The sequence below is a fragment of the Duganella fentianensis genome, from assembly GCF_964031615.1.
In the GTDB taxonomy this organism is placed as follows: Bacteria; Pseudomonadota; Gammaproteobacteria; order Burkholderiales; family Burkholderiaceae_D; genus Rugamonas; species Rugamonas fentianensis_A.
Genome location: NZ_CAXIQN010000015.1, coordinates 1 through 6,430 on the forward strand (window position 1 = coordinate 1; position 6,430 = coordinate 6,430).

Consider the following 6,430-nt stretch of genomic DNA (forward strand, 5'->3'; position numbering starts at 1 on the left):
TGCGCGGATGCAGGCTGGCCCACAGGTGGGCGGCGGCCATCGTGCGGTGCGGGCTGTAGCGCGCCAGTATCTGCTCGGTACGAGCCATGTCCGGCTTGCCAGCCATTGCCCAGCCAGAGATGCAGCAGTAGATGGGCGATTGGCATTTCGAACAGGATTGCCATGATCTATGCCTGCTGGTCGGACGCGTTGCCGTGGTTCTGATCGTAGCGGAAGTGCTGTAGACCGCGGAATTGGAGCCGCTTGCCGTGGCGCAGAAACAGCGCGTAGTACCAGATGCGGGCTTCGAACAGCATGAACTTGTTAGTGAATCTACGCGCCAGCGCTTCGTCTGCATTGGGGCGCTGCTGCAAATGCTGGCGGCACTGATACACCAGTAGCGTTACCAGTACCAGTTCCAGCGTGATTTCCGTAGCGATCAGCAGCAGTGAATAGCTATCGAAGGCCTGCTCTTGCGCGGGGTTAAGCCAGCGTCCCGCCAGCATGCCGAGCGAGGCGATGCCCAGCGAGGCCGTCAGCATCTGGCGCCGTGCAGGGCGCAACAGCAGGGAGTACAGGAGTGGCAGGGGGAACAGCAAATCCACTAGATACGGCCATGCGGCCGGATCGGCGCCAAAGGCATTTACCGCCAGCGGTGTGCGGAAATAGCAATAGTAAAAAAGCGAGGATGCTGGCACTAGCCAGCGCAAACATCTGCTTTCGCGGCACGCTTATTTACATTTCCTCCTCCTGTTAGCAGCTGGTATGTCTGCTTATCAGCTGGCGCTCTAGCCATTCCCCATTGCTAGCCCAGCCAGCATATGGCGTGTTTCCTGCACCAGCGGATGTTGCTCGTTATAGATGGCGCTTCGCAGCGCTAGGGCTTCGCTCAATGCCTGACGAGCCTGATCGGGTTGTCCCAGACCCTGATAGCTAATGCTGAGTTCCTGTAGAACTTCGGCTAGCTCTGCTTTATTAAAATAAGGCGATTGCCGTGCGAATTCTAACGCTTTCTGCAATGCCGGTAAGGCTTGCTGGTAGTGCCGCTGTCGATTGTCGATGGTTGCGGAGAGGAAAACGCTAAGTTTCACGCCTCTCTGGTCGGGAGATCCGAGCTTTGCCCAAAAATCTTTGGTTAGCTTGATCAGCTTGCCTGCTTCGGTGTAGTTACCTTGGGCGATATGGCTGCGCGCCAGTGAATTACGCAAGTTGGCAATAAATTTTTCATTATTCGGCGTCCGGCTCTCGATGCTCGCTAGTGCGTTAGCGAGCAGGCTATGGGCAGCGTCATTGCGCTGCCACTTGAGATAGAGCCGTCCAAGTTGATGCTCGATCGTGGCAATGCGTAGGTGGTTCGGGCTGCTTCTGCCCCGTTCACGTTCGAGCGTCGTTTTCAGCATGCTAGCCGCTTCTGCATACTGCCCGTTGTCACCCAGCAGAGCAGCATGGGTACGTTCGGCAAAATGCAGATCGTCGGAACCCAGTTCAAGATAGATGGCCTTTGCGCGCATGGCATAGTCGATGCCCCGCGCGAATTGCTCCATTTCCCGATAGAGTCCGGCTATGCTTTCAAACAGTGCAGCTACGGCCTCGCTACGGGGTCCCCGGTGTTTTTCCAGTTGCATTATCAGATGCAGATAGCAGGTCTCTGCGTCACCGTAGCGGGCTGCCTGTTGGTGTAGGTCGCAGGTCTTTTCTATTTCGTCCAGCAGGCGCTGATCATCTTCGCTGTAGAGTTTCTGTGCAAGTTGCAAGCTGCGTTCTGCGTAGGGTTCTGCTGCACTGAATCGGCTGGTTTCAATCAGGTAGTTGATAAATTCCTGCAGCAGGTTGTGGCTGGACTGATCGTCAGTAGTCTTGGCCTGATCGGCCAGCGCGATGCTACGCTCGTATGTAGTGATGGCTTTATCAATCTGCCGGATATCGCTGTAGACCCTCGCTAGTTGCAAGTACTGTTCGCTAGTGGTTTGCTGATCGGCTCGTGTCAGAAGTTGTTGTCCGCGCGCCGGATCGAGGTTTTGCTGTTTCAGCAGCGTGCCGAGCCGGACTTGGGCTTCAAGCGACTGTTGGGCAATTTTTTCGTACCAGTACACGGCCTGGCGGTAGTCGATCTGGGTGCCGCGTCCTTCTTCATACAGCCGCCCCAGATCCAATATGCTTTCGCTGCGACCACTCGCGGCAGCCTTGGTCAATAACTCGCGTGCTAGCGCGGGGTTCGCCTCAGTACCGAAGCCGAATAAATACAGGCGGCCTAACTGTCCCAGTGCTTCAGGCAGTTCCTGCGCACTGGCTTTTTGCAGATACTCCAGGCCTAAAGGTTGATTCGCGGCGATGCCATTGCCGAACATCAGGGCACGGCCATAGGCGAGCTGGGAATCGGCATCGCCGTCATCGGCGGCGCGTTGGTGCCAGTACAGCATTTTTTGCCGGTCCGGCTTGCCTAATTGATCTCCTTTGTACATCATCGCCAGATTGTATTCCGCTGTGGCGTCATGATGTTCCGCGGCCTTTTCGTACCAGGTCTTGGCCTGCTGGGCATCCTTTATAACGGTGTCAAAAATATAGCCTATCTGTAGCATTGAGTAGACGTTGCCTCGTGCTGCAGCCTCAGTGAAATACTCGGTTGCCTTGACGACGTCAGCCTCCACCCCTAGACCATCTTGGTACATTACCGCCAGATTCTTGAACGCCAGAGCGTTGCCTAGATCGGCCGCCTTGCGGTACCAGGTCAGTGCTTGGCGATAGTTGCGCTCTGTGCCGCGACCGTGCTGGTATAGGGAGCCCAGATTGTTGGCAGCGGCGGAATGGCCGCGTTCAGCGGCAATTTGATACAGTCGCAAAGCACGCGGATAGTCAGTTTCACCACCTGCACCCGATTCCAGCGCGTAGCCCATATTAAAGGCTGCGTCGATGTTGTCGTACATAGCGGCGCGCTCGTTCCAGAAATTCGCCAGTAGGTGATTGGCAGCCATGCCTTCGGCATTGCTGTACATGGCGGCCAGCTGTGCCATGGCGTCGTCATTACCCTGATCGGCGGCACTCTCCAGCCACTGCCGAGCCAGTGCGAAATCTTGTTTGACCCCATCGCCCCAGCGGTAGCGCCGCCCCAGTTCCATCTGGGCCTGAGGTTCCCCTTGCAGGGCACTGTCTTGCAGCAGCTGGATGGACTTGGGCAGATCTTTCGGCACGCCTTGGCCATAGGTGTACAGCATGGCCAGCATGGTCTGCGCTTCCGGATAGCCGCGGGCGGCAGCCGGTTCCAGCCATTGCACGGCTTGCTGGCTGGAGGCGGCCATACCGCTGCCGCGCAGGGCTGCCAGTGCCAGACCGTACTGGCTGGCGGCGCTGCCGGCTGCAGCACCTTGCTGCCACAGTTCGATCGCTCGCGCATATTGCTTGTCGCGCTGGGCTTTTATGCCCGCCTCGGCTAACTTGTCACGCGCAAAGTCGCGCTGGATTTCGCACAGCGCCTGCCGCCATAGCGGCTGGTTACGCAGCCCATGTCCCTGCACCCAGCGGAACGCTTGCAGGGCACCCGCATGGTCTTGCGCAGCCAGCCGTGCCTGACCGATATAGAACCATGCTTCTTCCCGTGCCAGTGCCTGACGGTCGCGCCGCATCGAATCGACCTGTTTGAGCAGATCTTGCTGACTGATAAAACCCAGTTGCATCGCCAGTATAGGGCGTGGCCATGGGCCATCCGGCATTTCACGGGCGAACTGTGCCAGTGCAGCCGGCAGCGTTTGTCCGCTGCGCTGCAGCAAGGCGATGTGACTGGCTGCATCGGCGCTATTGATCATGCCGCCATTGCTGGACTCTTTCGCTGCGCGATAGGCCTGCATGCGTGCCAGTGCAGCTGCTGGCTGATCCGCATAGAACTCGGCCCAAGCCAGTTCGCGCTGGATGGGCGCATCTGCTGCCGAGGCGGGCTGGCTCCGCCACGCCGCCAGTGCTTCGGCCGGTTGGCCCCGTGCCAGCCATAGGCGCGTCATACACTCTGCCGGCGCTGCGTTCTTTTCTGCCGTAAGTTTTTGCTCCATGCGACGGGCTATCTGTGCCCCCTCTGACCCGACAAATTCGTACAGACTGTGCTGCGTCGCCAGATAGTTGCAGGCTTGTTCGGCGTTGATCTCGCTATCTTTGCGGCCTCGCAGCTGGTCGGCCTGTTCCAGTGCCTGACCGGCCAGACGCAGGCTTTCTAGATCGCGCATGGAATAGTTGAGCAGACTGGCTTTTTCCACGGCGCTTTCCTGCACGCGCAGGGAGCCTTCAACAAACTCGTTCAGCAGGCGCGCCTGCTCGCCCAGCATGGGTAGCTGGGCTGCCGGCACTTCGCGTTGTTTGAGGCGGAAATCGAACAGGTAATCGACATCGGCGCCGCGCAGACCGTACTCTTCACGAGCACTGAAATAAGCGTTGTCTATCATTTTCAGGTAGGGCGTGTCGTTACGCCTGACCTGTTCCGGCCAGTGTATCTGCAAGCGATAGCGCCCGCTGTACAGGCCGCCGGAGGGCGCAAACGGGAAGTTGCGCACCAGTTTGGCCGGAATATCTAGTGCCCCATCCAGTATCTGGCTACCCATGGCGATGTGGTAGGCATGATCTTTCAGACTGACTGCCTTGGGCAAGTGCAGTGCACTGGTAATTTCTATGCGGTTGTCCTGCACTACATCGCGGTAGTTCGGCGCACTTTGCAGGCTGACTCCCGGATATAGTTTTTCATATTTGGCCAGTACGATTTTTTTTTGCTCGTTGATGGATAGCTTGCTGAAGTAGCTGCGCATGGCATCGGCATAGGTGCTGCGGTAGATATCGCGGCTGACCAGGGTGGCAGCACCGGTGAAATCGGCAATGGTGATCTGTTCTGTGTGCTCGAACGTGGGCAGGGTCTCGCTGCGTTCGGGGATGGTGCTTAACTGCGTGGTGGCGGCATTGACGGCCAGAACGCTGGCAGCGGGAAACGCTATCGGCAGTGCCGCCAGCGGCTCGGGCTGATTGATACGGGTCGGATCGACGTAGTAATCCTTGCCATCTATGCTGATCTGAACGATCACATGATTAAACCAGCTGGCGGCCGGCAGCACCTTGGCAGGGAACTGGGGGGAGGTGGCGGAAACCAGCAGGGGCTGGGCCTGTATTCCCAGTTCGCGCAGTAGACTGACCAGCAGATAGCTCTTGTCTTTGCAATCGCCATAACGGCGCTGCAGCACCACATCGGGCGCTTGCGGGCGGTGCGAGTTCTCGCCGATGGATACACTGAAATAGCGGATTTCATTCTGTACCCACTGCAGTGCGGCAGCGGCACGTTCGCTGGCATCGCTCTGCTTGGAAAGCTGGCGGGCTAGCGTTTTCAGGGCGGGACTGGCAGGTAGTTTGGGGAACAGGCTGTCGGCCCAGCGTGCTACGCTTTGCCAGTCCTGATATTCGCTTAGCTGTAGCATGCGTACCGGCAGATAGCTGGCCGGAACCGACGGCTCCGGCTCCACCGCTTCGATGGCGCGGCCTTCGAAACGTATGCGTACCAGTTCGCCTTGGGTATCGATTTTGGGGGCGATCTTTTCGCTGTGGAAGTCGCCCAACTGGCGCCACTGCAACGGGCGGTTACGCGGATGCAGGATGGTGATATTGCGGCGCTCGACAGGGTAGATGCTGTCCCAGCTATAGTCGCCTGCCCAGAATTTACCCATCACAGGGTTTTCCCCTTCGATGGTGTAGGTGAGGCACAGAGTATCGCCGATGCGTACGTCGTTGAGCAGCAGTTGCAGAGTGGTGGCGCCGCCGAGCATGCCGCTTTCGATTTCTGTTTCGCGCTGCATGGGCCGGATGCTGACGCTGGCCGTGTGGTCAATCTGCTGGCTGCCGCGCAGGATCATCACTCTATGCAGCGTCAGTTTCTGGTACTGGGAAAAATAGCTGATCAGGCTCTGGCCGATTTTGCCCAGCTCGCTCGAATCGTTCACCTGTATGGCGCGGTTGTACAGGGTGGCAGGCGTAGCTGCGATCAGGGTCTGGGTCTCGCTCAGGCGGGTGACGAGCGGCGTGGTGCGCTCGGTAGGTGGAATTTCCGCTAGCGGAGTGATCCATTTTGGCAGGCTGGGGTTGCGGTGGAAGCCGGGGGCATCAATTTGCAGCCTGGCAGATGGTGCGGCAACGGCAAGGACAGGAGCTGCGGCGAGCAGCACAAAAACAGGTCGCATGGGTGACTGGAGTTGATTATTTTTTAACGACCCAGTGTAACGATGTGCTTATTGTCAGTCAATTATTGTTGCATATTATTGTTGCAAATTACTTAGCATTCTGTGCAGATGAGGAAGCCGCTTGCATAGAGAGGATCGGGGTGATTATTCATTACCTAGTCCGTGCTGCGCGGATGCAGGCTGGCCCACAGGTGGGCGGCGGCCATCGTGCGGTGCGGGCTGTAGCGCGCCAGTATCTGCTCGGTACGAGCCAT

The 6,430-nt window shown here is 58.0% G+C and carries 2 protein-coding genes and 1 pseudogene; all 3 read right to left on the bottom strand.

The window, feature by feature from the left end:
- A pseudogene (locus ABNT42_RS11715) lies at positions 1 to 97 on the bottom strand (DNA-3-methyladenine glycosylase 2); the annotation flags it as partial.
- Positions 98 to 167: 70 nt separating this feature from the next.
- Positions 168 to 584 (bottom strand): hypothetical protein, encoded by a 417-nt coding sequence (locus ABNT42_RS11720; RefSeq protein ID WP_348697140.1) that lies wholly within the window; start codon positions 582 to 584, stop codon positions 168 to 170.
- A 183-nt stretch (positions 585 to 767) separates the two neighbouring features.
- On the bottom strand, positions 768 to 6,176 hold the full coding sequence (locus ABNT42_RS11725) for a DUF3857 domain-containing protein (protein ID WP_348697141.1): 5,409 nt from the start codon (positions 6,174 to 6,176) through the stop codon (positions 768 to 770).
- Between the last annotated feature and the right edge of the window lie 254 nt (positions 6,177 to 6,430).